The following is an 18137-nucleotide window of genomic DNA, read 5'->3' on the forward strand; positions in this document are numbered from 1 at the left end:
TAATTTCTATCAACCGAGAGTGAGTATAGCACGGGCAAATTTTGGTGTAAATGGCATTAAGTTGACGTGTTAAAGGGTTAAAATTTTTATTAGTATTTGCTAATAACGGGGTTTTGATAAGGAATTTATGATTGAATACGCTGTCATTTGTTTTGCTAAAACATTATCAATAAATGTTATAATATGTTGAAAAGGAGGGGTACCCGATGGAGCAGTTGTTACGACAAATGATGGAACAAATGAATCAACAGTTTGATAAAATTGATCAACGCTTTACCGTAATTGATAAGCGATTTGATGCCATGGATGACCGGTTTGATAAAATTGAACTTAGACTTGATGCTATGGATAAACGTTTCGATAAAATTGAACTTAGGTTAGACACCATGGATCAGCGATTTAATGCTATGGATCAGCGTTTTGATTCCATGGATAATGAATTCATTGGTGTGAAACAACGGTTAGATAAAGTAGAAGCAAGTATTCACTCACTCGAGGATACGGTTAAAAATAATGCCACGGAATTTAGGAGTTATTTCAGACACATCGATAACAAATTGGAACATCATGATAAAATGTTTAAAATGCTTTCTGCAGAAGTGTAGATTCAAAATTTTAGGTAAATCCACTTAAACCACAAAGTAACGATCACACAACCCCACCATGATCGGCAAATATCCCAAAAAATAAGCCTTTGCCGAATGGGTCAGCAAAGGCTTGATACATTTATTTCAAATACTTGTTTAAAAAATTCCCGTGTTACGAAATCCTTGACCTTAGATACGCATCAATAAACTGATCCAAATCCCCGTCCATCACAGCTTGAACATTTCCGCTCTCGGCACTGGTCCGGTGGTCTTTCACCATCGAATACGGATGGAAGACGTAAGAACGGATTTGACTTCCCCAGCCGATCTCCTTCTGTTCGCCACGAATTTCCAGAAGCTCTTGTTCTTGTCGCTCAATTTCCAATTGATATAACTTAGATTTCAGCATTTTCATTGCCGCATCACGGTTTTTAATCTGCGAGCGCTCTGATTGGCAGGTGACGACAACATTCGTTGGCACGTGGGTAATCCGGACGGCGGAATCCGTGGTGTTGATATGCTGTCCACCCGCTCCAGTCGCACGATACGTATCAATTTTTAAATCTTCTGTCCGAACTTCTATTTGAATGTCATCATTTAACTCAGGCATCACTTCACAGGAAACGAACGAAGTATGGCGACGGCCTGAGGAATCAAATGGGGAAATCCTTACCAGACGGTGAACCCCTTTTTCCGCCTTCAGGTAGCCATAGGCATTATGACCTTTGATCGCAAGCGTAACACTCTTAATCCCAGCTTCATCCCCAGGCAAGTAATCGAGTGTCTCGACCTTAAAGCCCTTTTTCTCAGCCCAACGGGTATACATCCGCAAGAGCATCGAGCCCCAGTCCTGTGATTCTGTTCCGCCAGCACCTGGGTGAAGCTCCAAAATCGCATTATTTTTATCATACTCCTCACTCAAGAGAAGCTGCAGTTCAAATTGACTCAAGCGCCCTGTAAGCTGCCCGAGCTCATCTTCCAACTCGGTCCGCAATTCTTCATCATTTTCTTCTTTGACAAGCTCATAAGTTAATTCCAAATTTTCAAAGCTCTCATTAAGCTTGTAAAATTCATGGACCTGGTCCTTCAAACCGTTTGCTTCACTAATGACGGTCTGAGCTGCTTGCTGATCATTCCAAAAGTCAGGATGCAGCATCTCATCATCTAGCTCAGCAATTCTCGCTTCCTTATTTTCAAGGTCAAAGAGACCCCCTAAAGTCCGCTAATTTCTTAGCTGTTCTTTCAAGTTCATTACGAATTTCTGCTAATTCCATTTTCTTCACCTCTATAAAAATTAAAAATATGACCTGTATTGTATTTTATACCGAAAATCAATTGTCAGTTCCTTAACCATTATAGCGTGATAACCGTATAAAATTCAAAGTTTGGTCTTAAAAAAGCACAAACCTGTTGTTAAGGAATGATCGACAAATCTTTATTTGGATCATCCAAGACATAAAATATCATTTCAATCAAATTTCATTAGTATTTTTATATTTCTGACTGTCAAAAATGTTACTATTAAATTAAGTGGAAAGTGGATGAAATCCACTTTATTTCAGCTATTTTATACATAATTCACCTTTTAATATGAATGAACATACTACATCATGCAATTAGTGCGCTGGATAAATAAATAGGGTAATCAAAGGAGCGGAATGAGTTGGAGAAAATAAACCGGAATGGTCCTTGTCCATGCGGAAGTGGGAAAAAGTATAAAAAGTGCTGCGGGGCTAATGAAGCCGTATCGATTACCGATATGATTGATAGTGAAATCGACGTCCTGCAAAAGCATATCCTCCATTATGTTTACTATCACTTTGGGCCAGAAATACAAGAGGATTTCGAAGTCCTTGAAGAAATGATTGAAATCGATAATGAACAGGAACGAGAATTTTATGAGTTGATTCATGCCATTTGGTTTACTCTTTTTGAGGGATTAGATGATGGGGAAACCATTATCGAGAAGTTTATTGCGGCTGAGATTGGGAAAATTAAACGGCCTAAATTAAGAAAGATTTTACAAACATGGACGGAAGCTCGAACGATTGCTGGAAAAGTCCTTGCCGTTGAGAATAATAGAGTAACGGTGGAGGACGGCTTTACCTCTGAAGAATTTGAAGCAATCATTGCGAATGTGCCTATCACGGTTGAAGAAGGTTCCTTCTTCGTAGGAATCTTGGTTCCCTATGACCAAAATTATGTCTTCTTTCCATCTCCCTTTGATTTACCAGACCTAAAACCTGAAGATGCTTTTTCATACATTGAGGTTAGCAGTATCGAAGCAGATTACGACTCACCCCAGGAATACTTGACTGACTTTTTCCTGGAGGTTTTGAGCGAACTTCCGATGGTCGGCAGTTTTTTGGAAATCGATGAAATGGATTGGCCGGCACCAATCTATAAAGAAGTCGCCGAAATCTTTAAGCAACAGTTGGAATCTCTTGATGTACCAGCATCCATAGTCGACACGGGGGTTATTCTCTGGCTGAGTTTTTGCCAGAAAAGGCAAAAGCGAATCCAAAATCCGAATCTGTATGTTGCCGCCCTCCATTACCTAGTGTCAACGATTGCACCGTTGGAAAAAACGTATACGCAAAAGGAGCTCGCCAAGCTGTATAGTGTTTCTACTGGATCTGTTTCCTCCATATTCACAGAGTTGGAAACGGTATTACATCCGGAAATTGCCGAGTTGATTGGAATGGTCTATGGGGTAGATGAAGCGCCGCTACTGCCGCCTTTTGAAAAGGCACCTGTTATTGATTTCCCAAGAAAAAGCGCGCCCGCGGCTGAAGAATCAAGGAAAGCAGAAGCGATTCGGGATTCATCTGTTCAAACACTGACACTTGTCGATACTTCATCTAAAAAAACTAAAAGCCCAGTTCGTAAAGTTTCAAAGCGGGATGAAGAGCGGGCCAGAAATTTAATTTACGACGCCTATCAATCGGACGGCCAGCAGCGTTATAAGCTGGCAGAAGAAGCAATAACGCTGAACCCTAATTGTTCGGATGCCTATGTCATCCTTGCTGAAAAAACAAAAAGTCTTGAAGAAGCCATCTTGCTCTATGAAAAAGGCATCCAGGCGGGGGAACGAGAACTTGGTAAAGCGTTTTTCAAGGAGAACAAAGGGTACTTCTGGGGGTTAATTGAAACCAGACCCTTCATGCGTGCGAAACTACATTATGCAGAGGCCTTGTCTCTGCTCGGAAAAATAAACGAGGCCATCCTCCAATATGAAGAATTGCTAGAACTCAATCCAATGGATAACCAAGGCGTTCGTTACTCGTTGTTTGTAGCCTATCTAGATGCGGGAGACACTAAGAAAGCTAGTGACTTGCTCTACCAATATGAAGAGGAGTCAGCCCAAACTTCATACAATAAGTTGTTGCTTGAGATCCAAGAAAGAGGCTTTACTGCGAAGGCCGCGAAACTGCTGAAGGAAGCAAAAAAAGATAATAAGTATGTGATTAGCTATTTATCAGGCAAAAAACGCCTGCCCGCCTATCCACCTGACTATTACGGGTTTGGTGATGAAAATGAAGCAATTGTGTATGCAGATATGCATTTGCATTTATGGAAGAAGATTGATGGGTTAAAAGAGTGGTTGAAAAGCGTTAAGTAAAATAGAAAAAACGAGCGGAGAGGCCCCCGCTCGTTTTATTTTTTCGATAATTTTCCTGGTGAATGGGCTGCTTCAATAAATGACTTTGATTGACCACCATGACAAGAGGAACAACTTTCGTCCTTATCTTCAATGAGTCTATGACCAATGATATGTTGATCTAGCTCATCCTTCTCTTTAAATAACGCTGTTTTACCATATATCTTTGTGGATTGGTTATGGCATTTCAAACAGAACTCCCGTTCATTCCATGTGTTCCAGTCTTTACCAGATGAGATAAATTTTTTGGAGTCATCTTTAATTTTAATATTTCCTAGCTCAGTTCTTAACATTTTTAGATTCTCGGATCCATGTGTTTCATGACATTCTGCACATGGAAGTTGACCATTTAAAGGACTGCCGCTATCATCAGTGGCTTTAATATTGTGACCAGATTGGCTAATAAGCGTGTCATTTTTATAATATTGTTCTATATTAGAAATTGTTTTTTTGTCACCAGTTTCAACTTTACCATTATGACAACTCATACATAGTGAAAAATCATCTACATTACCTTTTGCTGTACTAGCCTTGTTATACGCTTGAAAGTGACTGCCATTATTGTCTGCAGCGGAAATGCTATGCATACTGTTTGGATTTTCTTTCGTCCCTGGAGTATGTGGATTATGACAGCTTGAACAGGCAACTTCAGTATCAGTGCCATTATGTTCATTTTCATTATCCAATACCTTTGGTGAACCATTTGTTCCATCATGACAAGCCATACACAACTTATTTCCTTCAGCCCCATATTTCCCACCCTCAAGAGTTGGTGTATTTCCTTCATGGGTGCTATGGCAGAGGGCACAAGCATTTGTTACATTAGAAAATGGACCATGGATATAGTCATTGTCCCTGACAACATTCCCTTTGTCAGCTGAAAATTGATAACTGCCATAATTTTCACTGACAGTAGTAAATTTAAGAAATCTAGGAATGATTTCTAAGCCCTGATCATTCGCAAATTTTGGATTTATATAAACTTCATACGTTGTACCCGGTTCAAACTTTTTATCGGGTGTATAGGTATAGATATATGCTTTTATACAATTCGTTAACACGGTTGTTTTTACTAATTTATCCGTACCCGTAATATCTCCAAAAAACGTTATCAAAGGTTGAGATTCATTTAATGATGTATTACTTCTAACATCAATTAGTATTTTATAATCCAACGGTACTCTAGTCATATCTTCAGTAAGAAGATAGTTGCTAGGCGCTTCTTTCCCAGGTTCGTATTCATCCTCAGTACCTTGAGGAATAAGATACATTTTGGCCATATAAGGTCTTTTTCCTGACTCATCAACAGGTGGTGGAGTGGTATCAGTACCTTGGTCTGATGTTGTGCTCGTATCAGTTTCTTGACTCGTGTTAATTTCTTCTGCAGAAGGTTGTACTTGGCTTGTATTTTCATTAACAGTTGTCGCTGTAGTGTCTTCAGTTTGCTCTACACTAGAGGCTGCTACAGTAAAGGATTGATTTACCTTTGCGCTTACCCCCTCCTCATCCGCGACAACAAAAGTTAGGTTATGAACTCCCTCACTGAAATCCTTTGAATAGGAGAAGTCTGCATATTTATCCTGGAAAGTAATCGTAAGTTTACCTTCATCTGTAATTTCGATAGGCTGCTGAGAATCACCTAACTGTTCAAAAACTTTGATTGGAAGTTTGTCAGGCGTTGTTAGATCATCCGAAATGCTTCCAATAAATTCAACCATTGGAACATTAAACACGGCTCCATCATCTGGAGTTAATATCTTTATTTCTGGAACACCTGATGCTGATATATTCATGTTATTAGGAGAATTAAAAAGGAGGGAACTAAGAACAATGCTCCAAATAACAAAGTATGAAATTAGCTTTCGTTTGTAGTTCTTCCTTTTCATGATTTTCATCCTTTTCTTATTACATAATTAAGTATAAAAAGGCTTTTTTATTTATTATATCAACTGAATTAACATTAATTATCATAGTTTAGTAAATCTTTTTGACAATTTGGTAACATCTTAGAATAATAAAACAAGGCAGTAATAACCACTATTACCGCCTTGTTTATCTAATGATTTGGTTAAACCATCTAAAAGTAAACAAATGATAAAACTATTTGACTTCGTTATTTATCTAGTTGGTTTACCAGAGTAGTTTCCACCTTCTACAGGAGGTGTGTCAAGCTTATGAGTGGATTGGTGACATGCCCAACATACAGTCATGTTAGTGTACTTCTTCATTGCAGAACCACCAGCACTTATATCTTTCATATAAGCTTCAGCTTTTGCTTGACTCCAACCAGACTTCACGTAATCAGCAACGGTTTTACCAGCCGTATCTTTAAGAAGCGTAATGTCAGTACCATGAGCGTAGTGACAGCTTGCACAGTTACGTCCAGATTTATAGCTGTTAGTTGTGTGAGAATAGTGATTATCAACACGTTGAGAGCCGCTAGACTTTAAGTAGTCTTCGTGACAAGTTGAACAGAAGTTTGAATATACACGTTGTGGAACACCTGGTAGGTCTGAGTTTACAAATACAGGACCTTTAGATAGATAAATTTTTAAACCATTAGCACCTGTGCTAGCATTAAATGTTGCAAAAGCAGGGTCTTCAACTAATTCAAGATCAATGGCTTTTGTAGAATAAGTTTTACCGTTAACAGTTGTATTTAATAGACGATCGTTTACAGATCCGTGTGGATTATGACAGCTAGAACACTGTAATTCTCCTTCGGTTGGTGTTAAAGCACCTGGAGCTGAACTAATTGCCACTTTACCTACATTGTGCATAGAAGCACTATCATGTGTGCTATTGAAAACACCTGCACCAGAGTTTTTTTCTACGTTATAAAAGCCCAAAGTGCCATCGTGACAAGTTAAACATAAATCAGATTCAGTTTCTTCGAATTTCAATAATGTTGCACTGTCCCCATTGTGCGTGCTGTGACAGTTACCACAAGAGTTTGTGTTGTTTTGAAAATTACCGTGCGTCCTGTGTGTTGCTTCGTTACCATTGTTATCGATTGTGCCAACGTTAATGCCAGGTGCTGGGTTGTTTGGCGTAGGAACAAATGGTTCTTCAGCAGAGGCAAGTGCAGCAAACATGCTTAACATGATAAGAGCAAATAAGGCAGAAAAGCCTATTTTAATCTTACTCATTTTTAAAAACCTCCCAAATTTCTCTCTCTTTCTCTAACTGTTTTCTCTCTTTTTCTCTTTGAAATAATATTGATAGAAAACAAGGTAGTAAACACTATTACTACCTTGTTTCCATTTTAACTTTTAAAGAGCTAACAAATAGTAGTGCTATTTGTTGGCTTTTTATCTAATGTTAGCTTTTTCATTGAATGTAGGGAGCATTTTGTTATATCTTGAGCTCCATACATAGTTCCATAATTGACCAGTACCAGCGTTTGGATCTCCTACTTGTGCAGGCATTGGAGTATCAAGTGGATGACTTGATGTATGACAAGTCCAACATACAGCCATGTTAGTATATTTCTTATTGTGAGAACCACCAGCGCTTACGTCTTTCATGTAAGCTTCAGCTTTTGCTTGACTCCAGCCTTGCGTTACATAATCAGCAATCGTTTTTCCAGCAGCATCTTTTAGAAGCGTAATGTCAGTTCCGTGGGCATAGTGACAGCTTGCACAGTTTCTACCTTGTGAAGAGCTGTTTGTAGTATGTGAGTAGTGACCAAGAGCAGTTTTGGTTCCGCTGCCTGTATCATAAGTATCATGACAAGTAGAACAGAACGCTGCATAGTTCGTTTTGTCAGCATTATCTTTAGGGCCAACTGATTTTGTAATCTTTAATCCAGAATTTGTGGAGCTGCTGTTGATAGCTGCAAAATCTGGATCTTCAGTTAATGCAAGTTTGATTGGTGTTGTAGAATAAGTTACACCAGCAACAGTATTATTTAATAAACGGTCGTTAGTAGATCCATGTGGATTGTGACAGCTAGAACATTGTAATTCGCCAATATCTTTATTGTCGTATGCACCTGGGGCTGAATTAATTTTTACTGTTCCTACATTGTGCATTGAAGCACTATCATGTGTGCTATTGAATACACCTGCACCAGAGGTTGCTTCTACGTTGTAAAAGCCCAAAGTGCCATCATGACAAGTTAAACATAAATCAGACTCAGTTTCTTCAAACTTTAATAAAGTTGAACTGTCCCCATTGTGCGTGCTGTGACAGTTTGCACAAGAGTTTGTGTTATTTTGGAAATTACCATGTGTTCTGTGTTGGTTCACTTCACCATTGTTGTCAATGGTTCCTACATGAATGTCTGGTGCTGGATTGCCTGGTGTTGGAACAAATGGTGCTTCCTCAGCCGAAGCAAATGCAGCAAACATGCTTAAAATAATAAGCGTTAACAATGCTGTAAAGCTCAATTTAATCTTGCTCATTTCTAAAAACCTCCCAAATTTCTTCTCTCTTTTTTTCTCTCTAGTATTCTTTTTACCTCTAAAGCGATAGCTACATCTTTTTTTTCGCATCACCACCCTTAAGGAAGATTCACCTTACTTTTGTGAATGATTTACTGCAGAAAAAAGGAAAACCTTCCTTAATTCCTTGCAGTATTGTAAGCACCTACAAACATCAAATGAGGTTCACGAATGTTTTCCGTGTTACAACAACTGCACGATTTCTGTTAAATTCACCACATTGTAAGAAGAACCTAATTAGTAGAACACTGATACTCTTTGATTGATTGTATCTGTTACAAATATTGCATCTCTGTCATCAATATATAGTCCATTAGGCAAATAAAGCTTACCATTATCTGTTCCCATTCCACCTAACACCCGTACTTCATTTCCGTCCTTGTCATAAGCATAGATGTTATGAGATAGGTTGCTTACAATATAAACTGTACCATTAGAATCAATGGCAACTCCTCGTGGATTCACAAACAATGGTGTGCCTTTTCCACCTTTTGAACCGTTAATTACTTTCAGAAACTTACCATCTTCATCAAAAACTTGGACCCGGTTATTTCCAGAGTCAGTGACATAAATTTGATTATCTTGATCTACAGCAACAGCATTAGGAGCAATGAACTTGCCTTCATCCTGTCCGGCACCGCCTATTTCCATTAGCTTTTTGCCTTCTAAATTAAATACTAATAACTTGTTTGATTTAATATCTGTGACATATAGCTTCTCATCGTAAATGCGCAGACCAGCTGGTGATTGAATTGCTTTATCTATGTCAGGGAAGTATTGGATAAATTCCCCTTCTGAATTAAAGATTGAAATGTTGCCATTATACATATCAGCTACATAGATATTTTCGGATTTATCTCCTGCGATTCCGTACGGAAATTGGAATTCGCCTTTTTTCGTTCCTTTTTTTCCGAACTTTAATACATTATTTCCGGATTGATCAAAAACCTGTATTTGATTGTTTTTTGTATCTGTTACATAAACATTTTCACCAATCTTTGTTAAATCCATTGGCTTATTAAGCGGAGCTTCAAAGCTGCCATAGATAGACAGTCTAAATTCAGGTTCCCCTCCTGCAGGGTTAGCTGCAGCCACAATTGGCTTTAGAGTTGGGGCTAAGTCAAAAAAGGTGATGCCTGAGAATAGGGCTACAGAAAGTACAACCATTGTACTCATCCATATATATACAGTAGTCTTTTTCAATTCTAGTCATCTCCTGTTATTAATTTTTCTTATCATTTGACGCTAATCTAGTTAATGCTTCTGATGCTGGTTTAAAAAGAGGATCGTAACTTAATGCTTTTTTGTAGAGTTCCTCAGCGTCTTTAGTTTTTCCTTGGGCTTCCGCCACTCTTCCAATTTCAAAAATGATATCATTATTTACTGGCATCAATTTATCCGCTTGCTTGAGAGATGCCAAAGCTTCTTTATACATCTTAAGTTCTCGGTAAACCATTCCTTGTAGTAAATGGCCTTTATAATCTCTAGGGGCTAATTCTACTGCTTTTTTAGACTGCATAAGAGCATCGTCATAGCGCTTCTCATCATTATAGACAAGTCCTAAATTAAAATAGGCACTGACATTCTTTTTATCTAAATCAATTGCCACTAACAATTGTTTGGCAGCATCTTCATTCTCACCTTTCAGGTGATAGGAGTAACCTAGGTTAACACGGTGCTCGGGTTTGTTAGGTTCTTTACTTACTAAGCCCTCGTAATAGGCAACTTGTTGGTCTATTCTACCTTGGGCTTCATTTGTCCAAATATATTTGTCACTAATAAAATAACCGCCAATCAAACTGACTAATAACGTACCAATTATTAGTGAGATTCCTTGTAGTTTAGTAAAACGATCATTCCTCTTTTGTGTTCGAGTTTCTTGATTTGTTTCAGGGTTTTCTATTGTTGGGAGTTTTTTTGCCTCCATAAGTATCCTCCTCATGTTCATCATTTATTTTCTGTAGGAATCCTAGAAAATCCATTTTGAGATTGAAACCTACAAAAGCTCTAACTCAGAATGTTCAATTCCATTAAATTACTGACTAGTTTTTGTGACAGTTTGTGCAGGTTTTTTTGACATGGCAGGTATAGCATCGTTCTTCAGGTTTTTTGGTATTTCTGACTGGAATCGGGTGCCCTTCGCGCCAATTGTTAAGATGCTTCATCTGATGACAAGATGAACAATTAACGGTATTGTTACTTGCCGTATTTGTTCTATTTTGATCATGACAGGTATAGCATTTTTCTTCATTTTTGCTAGCTTGTGCTCCATGGCTGCCGATAAACGTTTTGGTATGGATTGTCGGACGCACTTTATGGCAATCTTGGCAAAAAGTATTTTCTTTTGCATACGTGTGTTCATTCTTGTTTGTAAGAGTGCTAGACTGATTCAAATATTTATCAATAGTTGAGGCTTCTTCATAACCTTCCAGCTTTGCAGTGGACATAAATTTATGACAGGAATTACAATCCTTTAATTCCAACCTAGCTTCGAGTCCATGTGTTTTTGTTTTAAAATCAGCTTTTTTATGGCTCTTTGGAACCATCCCTGTTGTATGGCAGGAACTACATTCCGTTGTAATTTTTCTTGCGATATGGCAATCCATACATGTTTCCATCGTTGGACGGGTAAATTTAAGATCTGCCATCGCGGCAGTTCCTACCTCGCTGTCCCATTTTTTATAGTCGGTTTTGAATGTCATATTACGATCGGCAATTTTGCCATGGGCAACACTGCTGTGACATTGTGTACATTTAATTTTTTTATCAGAATGCTGCTGATGGGGAATAACAATATCCCCAGATGGTGAAAATTCACGTGTTGAAATGTTATGACATTTTTCACATGCACTATCAGCTATCTCTTTGGGCATCCGGATAATTGTTGCAGTTGTATCCTCTTCATTTCGTAAATTTCTTATAACTCCGTCTGCTTTATCCTTCGCTATCTGCTTAATCCCAGGGTCTGTATGACAGTTAACACAATCCACTTCACTATGTGTGGAGGCTTTCCACGTATAGACTTCAGGCTTCATTTCGTGACACGATGCACAAAACTCTGAGCTAGAAGTAGCCTTTAGCCCTGTGAACCCAAGTGAGAGGAATACGACTATAAAAAACAGTGCAAGAGTCATAAACTTTATTAACTTATAGCGATAACGAGGAGGGGCCGACTGCATTTCCTTTTCTTCTTCCATAAAAGCGTCCCTCCAGATTATGATTTACTAGTTTTTAACAACATCTTTAAAGCCAGTTCTGTGACAGTATTGGCAATAAACATCTGTAGGGGCTTTGGCCTCGGTTGTTTCAGCTTTTGGTTTTTCACGATCATGGCAGACGAAACATTCTGCTTTCATATCATTTGTTTTTGCTTTGGATGCATGGGAAGTCAACCAATGATCGCTATCGCCATGACTTTCTGGACGATCAGAATGACAGGCACTACAGAATTTATTAGTACGTGCTTGTTCTTTTGCAAGTGTCACGTTTGGTGTGTACTTAACTTTTTGATTGCCCATTTTAAGTATTGAGACGATGTCTTCTTTCGGAATTTCCCTTACCCACTTTGAATCTTGGTGACAATTCACACACTTATCTAGCTGTTGAACAGCAGTGACGCCGTGATTATTGCCCCAATCTACATTTTTATGTGTTTTAGGAATGTCAGTTTGCTTGTGACATGTTGCACATTCCATTGAAATCTTAACATCTTTCTTTTGCTTACCAATTGCTTGTAGAATGATATCTTGAGTCTTTTTATCGTGTGCTGCAGCTACTTCTTTAGTATTTTCGCCTTCTGTTGTTGACTCTGTTGCTCTCTCTTTCGTTGCTTCTTTATCTTTTTCTTCGAGTTTTTTCTCAACTTCTTCCGGATTCACTGGAACATTATAAGCAGCATCTTTCCAAGGCTTTTCGCCATTATTTACTTTGTCATGACAGTCAATACATGTTCCCATGTTAGGTCTTAGATATTTCTTTTCCATCAATTTTTCGGCAGATTCCTTTGTCCATTCGCCGCGAACTTCTTCCACGTTGATGCCGCGAGTTGCCATCTTAGCGTGAACAACACCAGCGTGACAGGTAATACAAGGGATATCTTTTTCGATATGGCCTTTATGGTTAACTTTTAAGTCACCAGAGGCTGTTACAAGACGATTTTTCGAGTGACATTGTAAACAGTTTTCGTTTGAAACAGCTTCTTCTTCGGTTTGAACAATTTGTTCAGGTACACCTGTTACATGGTAATAAACTTCTTTTACCGATTTCATTTTGTGGGTAATCATGTTGGTGAAACCTGGCTTGATATGACACTGTACACAAGATATCTGATTGTGGGCACTGGCAGTAAACGTTGAATATTCTGGTGCCATTTCGTGACAGCTCGCACAGAATGTCGGCGAGTTTGTCATAGTAAGGACCCCGTATCCTCCACCAAAAACAACGATACAACCCACAAGGGAAACAAACAGTAATTTCCACCTGTTCACTGGATTCTTCCAGTCAATCCCTCGAAACTTTCGCCATAATCCGCGAATCAGGCCAGCTTTTTTTCTATCTTCTCTACTTTCGGGATCTTTATCTTTATTTTTTTTCCCCCAAATGGCCACTTAACTCACCCTTCCCATTTTGGATTCTTTCTCTATATATTTTCCATATTAACCGCTCTAAAGGTAGTATCTAACATTGTAAGAGTATATTCCAATGTACAATTTGTGAATAATCATTCAATGAAATCAAGCGGTAAGCTTATACCAATAACACCATTTGAACGTTGTTATCAAAGGGTTACATTAACACTACATACGTATTGTTTAATTTGTATAACGGTGTGTTTTTATGCAATTTTTATGTCATTTATACAAAAGTGCTTAAGGATTTAAAGATAGCCTATCTGGTTGAAATGTATTCTCAACAGTTGCCATTAGTCTGTCATATTTGACGATAAATCGAACATAACAAAAGGCCAGCTTAGAAGTTTGACATTAGTTGATTAATTATAGTAGATTGTACGAATCTTGCTTCCCTCTTACATTGTTGTCACTGTATTGAGGAAGTGGTAAGATTATAAGGGAAATTATCGAATATTTTTGACTAGGATTTTTTAAAAAAGAGTGTATTAGTCTCGATATAAAGGAGCGTTCATCAGATGATGGGGATTTTAAATAAAGTATTTGATCTGAACAAGCGTGAGCTGAAGCGGTTAGACAAGCTTGCAACGAAAATTGACGCATTGGCGACGGAAACAGAAAGACTGACCGATGACCAGCTGCGGGAAAAAACAGAGGAGTTCAAGGCCCGCTATCAAAACGGGGAAACACTCGATGATTTGCTCGTTGAAGCGTTTGCCGTTGTCCGTGAAGGCGCCCGCCGTGTACTTGGTTTATATCCGTATCATGTTCAGTTAATGGGGGGTATTTCTCTCCACGAAGGGAACATTTCCGAGATGAAGACTGGTGAAGGTAAAACGTTAACCGCGACCATGCCCGTTTATTTGAATGCTCTTTCTGGTAAAGGTGTTCATGTGGTTACGGTCAATGAATACTTAGCAAGCCGTGACGCCGATGAAATGGGTGAATTGTATCAATTTTTAGGCTTAACGGTCGGCTTAAATTTAAATAGTATGGATAAGGATGAAAAACAGGCAGCCTATGCCGCGGATATTACGTATGGAACAAATAATGAATTTGGTTTCGATTATTTGCGTGATAACATGGTCCTATATAAGGAACAAAAAGTACAACGTCCGCTTTTTTATGGAGTGATTGACGAAGTTGACTCGATCTTAATTGACGAAGCCCGTACCCCATTAATTATTTCAGGTTCAGCTGCAAAGTCCGCTGTCCTTTATATTCAAGCCAATGCCTTTGTCCGTATGCTTAAAAGGGATACAGATTATACGTATGATGAAAAGACAAAGGGCGTTATGCTGACGGAAGAAGGGATTAGCAAGGCCGAGAAAGCCTTTGGGATTGAAAACCTCTTTGACATGGCGCACGTTACCTTAAACCATCATATTAACCAGGCTTTAAAAGCGAATGCCAGCATGCACCTTGATGTGGACTATGTCGTTCAAGATGGCGAAATTGTCATCGTTGACCAGTTCACCGGTCGATTGATGAAGGGCCGCCGTTATAGCGAAGGCTTACACCAGGCTATTGAGGCAAAAGAAGGTCTCGAAGTCCAAAACGAAAGCATGACGATGGCAACGATTACGTTTCAAAACTACTTCCGGATGTATGAAAAATTGGCCGGTATGACAGGTACCGCGAAGACGGAAGAGGAAGAATTCCGTAACATTTATAATATGAATGTTATCGTCATCCCTACTAACAGACCAATTGCCCGTGATGACAGACCTGATTTAATTTACTCTTCAATTGGTGGTAAATTTAGAGCAGTAGTAGAAGATATTGCTGAGCGCAATAAACAGGGTCAGCCTGTCCTCGTTGGTACAGTAGCTATCGAAACTTCTGAGCTTATTTCCGGGCTTTTATTGAAAAAGGGAATTCGCCACAATGTCTTGAACGCGAAAAACCATGAGCGTGAAGCTGAAATCATTGCTGAAGCAGGTCATCGAGGCGCAGTAACAATTGCGACCAACATGGCCGGTCGTGGTACGGATATTAAGCTGGGCGAAGGGGTAATTGAGCTGGGTGGGCTTGCTGTCATTGGGACGGAACGTCATGAAAGCCGACGGATCGATAACCAGCTTCGCGGACGTTCTGGACGTCAAGGGGACCCTGGTATTACTCAGTTCTACTTATCGATGGAAGATGAACTGATGCGCCGTTTCGGTTCTGATAATATGAAATCCATGATGGAACGCCTTGGCATGGATGATTCTCAGCCTATCCAAAGTAAAATGGTATCTAGAGCTGTGGAATCTGCGCAAAAACGCGTCGAGGGTAACAACTTTGATGCCCGTAAACAGCTCTTGCAATATGATGATGTTCTTCGCCAACAGCGTGAGATCATTTACACCCAGCGTGATGAAGTATTAGAATCTGAAAACCTTCGTGACATTGTTCAGAAGATGATTGTGAACTCCATTGAGCGGAATGTAGATGCCCATGCATCTCGTCATGAGGATGAAGAAGAATGGAATCTGCAGGCCATTGTCGATTATGTAAATGCTACTCTACTACATGAAGGTGACATCGCGGCCGATGACCTTAAGGGGAAAGACCCAGAGGAAATCCGCGATACGATTTTTACAAAAGTGAAGGAACGTTACGAGGAGAAAGAAGAACTTCTCTTCCCTGAACAAATGCGCGAATTCGAAAAGGTGGTTACGCTGCGTGCGGTTGACTCCAAGTGGATAGATCACATTGATGCGATGGACCAACTCCGTCAAGGAATCCATTTACGTGCATACGGACAAATCGATCCGCTTCGTGAATATCAGCATGAAGGCTTTGCAATGTTCGAGACGATGATCCATTCGATCGAAGACGAAGCAGCGATGTATATCATGAAAGCGGAGATCCGCAACAACCTTGAGCGCCAAGAAGTAGCAAAAGGCCAAGCGGTTCATCCAAAAGAAGACGGCGAACCGGTTAAGCAAAAGCCGAAAGTGAAGCAAATTGATGTGGGCCGTAATGATCCATGTATTTGTGGAAGCGGCAAGAAATATAAGAACTGCTGCGGGGCAGGGAAATAACGTTAATTTGTAATAGCTTTGATGGCTCAAATTTCGAAGTTATAAATTAGTGAGGGCCAGCGATCGTATTCGCTGGCTCATTTTTGTTGTTTTGGGGATGGATTTTGTGGATATGTTGATAAGTGATGGGGATTTGTTGATATCTTCTGAAAATTCGTAGAAATAATGCATAGTTTTGTAGATATGTGCCTGGGTTTTGTAGATATCCACAAGGGGATATCTTTTTTATATGTTTATATAGAGAAGGTAGCTTGATTTTGTGTGATTTCTCTTCTATGTGACCCATTTATCTATTCTTTACTCTTTTCAGGAACGTAGACACCTTTTACGTGACCCAATCCTCTGTTCCTTACTCTTTTCGGGAACGTAGTCCCTATCCGAGCTCAAAAAAACGCTGCCCCGTTAAGGAGCAGCGTTCGCTTTTCACTTATTTACTTATTGTGCTTCGATTAAACCGTAGCGGCCGTCTCTTCGCTTATAAACAACATTGGTACGATGTGTGTCTGCATTTGTGAATACATAGAAACTATGACCTAGCATGTTCATTTGCAGGATGGCTTCTTCACTGTCCATTGGTTTTAGGTCGAAGCGTTTTGTACGAACTAGTTCTAATTCGTCTTCGTCTAATTCATGAACTTCTGTGTTTTCAGTAGTTGCAAATGTAACAGGAAAGTCGCCTTTTTCGCGAAATTTACGGTTAACCTTTGTTTTGTGTTTACGAATTTGGCGCTCTAATTTGTCAGTAATCAAGTCAATCCCAGCATACATGTCAACATTTGTTTCTTCAGCACGAAGGACTAGTTGCGGTAGTGGGATGGTCACCTCTACTTTAGAAGTTTTATCTTGATTGAATCTTAGATTCACATTTACCTTTGCATCAGGTGCTTCAGTAAAATAGCGTTCCAATTTAGCGATTTTCTTTTCAACATACTCTCTAATTGCTGGAGTTACCTCAATGTTTTCACCACGAACGTTATATTTCATTTGTGGATTCCTCCTTTAGTTAAGGCTATGTAATAACATTTCTATTTTACCCTATGATTATCCTGCTAAATCAGAACAAAAATTTTGTCGATTTATTGACAAAATCAAAGGGAATATAGTGACAATGTTTTGTACGCCTTTGACACAGATAGGTAATATTTAATAAAATGAATGTTGGTTCAAATTTATTGTAATCTTTAGTGGGACAACTTTCCAGCGAATTGCTCAAAGAATAGGTTAAATGGATGTTTTAGCGAAATGGAGTATTTCGAGAATGGAGCAAGAGGATAGAAAATTACTAGCCTGGCATGAGACGTTGGAATTGCACGAAATGGTTGCTTTTCAATCCGTGGGGCAAATGAAACTGAAAATGTCGATGAAGAAAATAATTGACACTGAGTTAAAGGAACTTTATAAAAAGTGTATTCATGATCTTGAAGGGAACCTGAGAGCTTTACTTAAGTTTTATCCATCTGCTGCGGGCCATCAAGCGAGGGATGAGGAAGATGTGCGAGAGGATGCAGGATTTTTTGCCGGTGATATTCTGGGCCTTTCAAAAGCTTTGGTGAGGAATCTTTCCGTGGCGATTACGGAAACGGCGACACCTGCTTTACGAAAGACATTTACAGATCAGCTGCTCGTTGCTATTCACGGCCATGAGCATATTTTTAAATATATGCACAAGCATGGCTACTATCCTGCTTATGATTTGGGTCTGTTGCTTGGTCATGACATTGAAAATGCACAAAAGGCGTAAAAGATGGGGTTTTAATGTTTTAGGGGCGGGCGGGTCCCTTGAC

General features: G+C 39.2%; 13 protein-coding genes. 4 read left to right on the top strand and 9 right to left on the bottom strand.

What is annotated here, in order from left to right:
• Window positions 1-206: 206 nt before the first annotated feature.
• Window positions 207-605 carry a hypothetical protein gene (locus COE25_RS03720; RefSeq protein ID WP_098931038.1) on the top strand — a complete coding sequence of 133 codons (399 nt, stop codon included), beginning with the start codon at window positions 207-209 and terminating at the stop codon, window positions 603-605.
• Between the two features lie 154 nt (window positions 606-759).
• Here the strand turns inward: COE25_RS03720 and prfB are convergent.
• Window positions 760-1861, bottom strand: a protein-coding gene (gene prfB / locus COE25_RS03725) for a peptide chain release factor 2 (protein ID WP_098931046.1) whose coding sequence is annotated in 2 segments (ribosomal slippage) — window positions 760-1788 and window positions 1790-1861 — 1101 coding nt in all. Because the reading frame shifts where the segments join, the coding sequence is not laid out codon by codon here.
• 389 nt (window positions 1862-2250) lie between these two features.
• Here prfB and COE25_RS03730 point away from each other — a divergent pair.
• Entirely contained in the window at window positions 2251-4209 is a 1959-nt protein-coding gene (locus COE25_RS03730) for an SEC-C metal-binding domain-containing protein (protein ID WP_098931067.1), read from the top strand.
• A 35-nt stretch (window positions 4210-4244) separates the two neighbouring features.
• Here the strand turns inward: COE25_RS03730 and COE25_RS03735 are convergent, their stop codons facing one another.
• The 7 genes from COE25_RS03735 to COE25_RS03765 form a co-directional block, all read right to left on the bottom strand.
• Window positions 4245-6134 carry a cytochrome c3 family protein gene (locus tag COE25_RS03735; protein ID WP_180247406.1) on the bottom strand — a complete coding sequence of 630 codons (1890 nt, stop codon included), beginning with the start codon at window positions 6132-6134 and terminating at the stop codon, window positions 4245-4247.
• Window positions 6135-6365: 231 nt separating this feature from the next.
• Entirely contained in the window at window positions 6366-7397 is a 1032-nt protein-coding gene (locus COE25_RS03740) for a cytochrome c3 family protein (protein ID WP_098931071.1), read from the bottom strand.
• A gap of 162 nt (window positions 7398-7559) precedes the next feature.
• Window positions 7560-8744, bottom strand: a complete 1185-nt coding sequence (locus COE25_RS03745; protein ID WP_098931073.1) for a cytochrome c3 family protein — start codon at window positions 8742-8744, stop codon at window positions 7560-7562.
• A gap of 186 nt (window positions 8745-8930) precedes the next feature.
• Window positions 8931-9896, bottom strand: coding sequence for a 6-bladed beta-propeller (locus tag COE25_RS03750; protein WP_098931075.1), 966 nt, complete (start codon window positions 9894-9896; stop codon window positions 8931-8933).
• A 19-nt stretch (window positions 9897-9915) separates the two neighbouring features.
• Window positions 9916-10620, bottom strand: a complete 705-nt coding sequence (locus tag COE25_RS03755) for a tetratricopeptide repeat protein (RefSeq protein WP_098931077.1) — start codon at window positions 10618-10620, stop codon at window positions 9916-9918.
• Between the two features lie 115 nt (window positions 10621-10735).
• On the bottom strand, window positions 10736-11890 hold the full coding sequence (locus tag COE25_RS03760; RefSeq protein ID WP_098931079.1) for a cytochrome c3 family protein: 1155 nt from the start codon (window positions 11888-11890) through the stop codon (window positions 10736-10738).
• A 27-nt stretch (window positions 11891-11917) separates the two neighbouring features.
• The gene (locus COE25_RS03765; protein ID WP_098931081.1) at window positions 11918-13300 is read right to left on the bottom strand and encodes a cytochrome c3 family protein; all 1383 of its coding nucleotides are present in this window, start codon (window positions 13298-13300) and stop codon (window positions 11918-11920) included.
• A 539-nt stretch (window positions 13301-13839) separates the two neighbouring features.
• Between COE25_RS03765 and secA the strand changes: the two genes are divergently transcribed.
• Window positions 13840-16353, top strand: coding sequence for a preprotein translocase subunit SecA (secA, locus tag COE25_RS03770; RefSeq protein WP_098931083.1), 2514 nt, complete (start codon window positions 13840-13842; stop codon window positions 16351-16353).
• Window positions 16354-16788: 435 nt separating this feature from the next.
• Here the strand turns inward: secA and hpf are convergent, their stop codons facing one another.
• Window positions 16789-17337: a ribosome hibernation-promoting factor, HPF/YfiA family gene (hpf, locus tag COE25_RS03775; protein ID WP_088089623.1), complete on the bottom strand. Its 549-nt coding sequence runs from the start codon at window positions 17335-17337 to the stop codon at window positions 16789-16791.
• 274 nt (window positions 17338-17611) lie between these two features.
• Between hpf and COE25_RS03780 the strand changes: the two genes are divergently transcribed.
• On the top strand, window positions 17612-18094 hold the full coding sequence (locus COE25_RS03780; RefSeq protein WP_098931107.1) for a spore coat protein: 483 nt from the start codon (window positions 17612-17614) through the stop codon (window positions 18092-18094).
• Window positions 18095-18137: the final 43 nt, after the last annotated feature.

Origin of the sequence: Bacillus sp. AFS031507, assembly GCF_002584635.1 — a bacterium.
Taxonomy (GTDB): Bacteria; Bacillota; Bacilli; order Bacillales; family Cytobacillaceae; genus Neobacillus.